Origin of the sequence: Gilvibacter sediminis (genome assembly GCF_028561565.1) — a bacterium.
Lineage (GTDB): Bacteria > Bacteroidota > Bacteroidia > Flavobacteriales > Flavobacteriaceae > Gilvibacter > Gilvibacter sediminis.
This window is the reverse complement of sequence record NZ_JAQQTE010000007.1, coordinates 1-651: the sequence shown is the minus strand read 5'-3', so window position 1 is coordinate 651 and position 651 is coordinate 1. Positions and strand designations below refer to the sequence as shown.

The 651-nt window shown below is 38.1% G+C and carries 2 tRNA genes; both read right to left on the bottom strand.

From position 1 onward, the window contains the following. Positions 1–358: 358 nt before the first annotated feature. A tRNA-Ala gene (locus POW22_RS10300) sits at positions 359–432 on the bottom strand. A gap of 121 nt (positions 433–553) precedes the next feature. Then, positions 554–627: transfer RNA gene (locus POW22_RS10295), tRNA-Ile, on the bottom strand. Positions 628–651 lie beyond the last annotated feature (24 nt).

The window sequence follows — 651 nt, the reverse complement described above, 5'->3', positions numbered from 1 at the left end:
AAATTTATTTTCGATGTCTGTAATCTATGATTACAAACAAATAACTTGCTTTCTCGTATTTCTTTTCCCAATATGTCAATGAACGTTTTTGATCTCGCTTGAAAGGTAGTTTAGGATACCTTATAAGGTCAATGACCAAATATTTTATCAAAATCTCCAGTTTTTTAGATGATCGCCAATAACTCAATTTAAACTCCGGGGGGAGTCAAAATCTTGTTATCGGAGTGCCACTGCGTGGCCGTCCTCAAACTTCAATTTTGAAAATACTTTAAAAGAATCTCGCTTCAATTAAGCTTAAGAAAGCGAGCTTTCTACGCTTAATCTTCACTGCGATTCTACTTCTTAAAGTATTTATCTGTGGAGAATATCGGAGTCGAACCGATGACCTCCTGCGTGCAAGGCAGGCGCTCTAGCCAGCTGAGCTAATTCCCCATGCTTTTAAAAACAAAGAAGCCAATAACCCCTCCTTTTTAATTGATGAAGTACTCAACTTCTAAAATTTCCAAAATATCATTTATTACAATGAACGTCGCAAGTCTTTCGACTCGCCCTGTAGTCTCAGGCAGACTCGAACTGCCGACCTCTACATTATCAGTGTAGCGCTCTAACCAGCTGAGCTATGAGACTGCATTATTAATTAAATTGACAGTA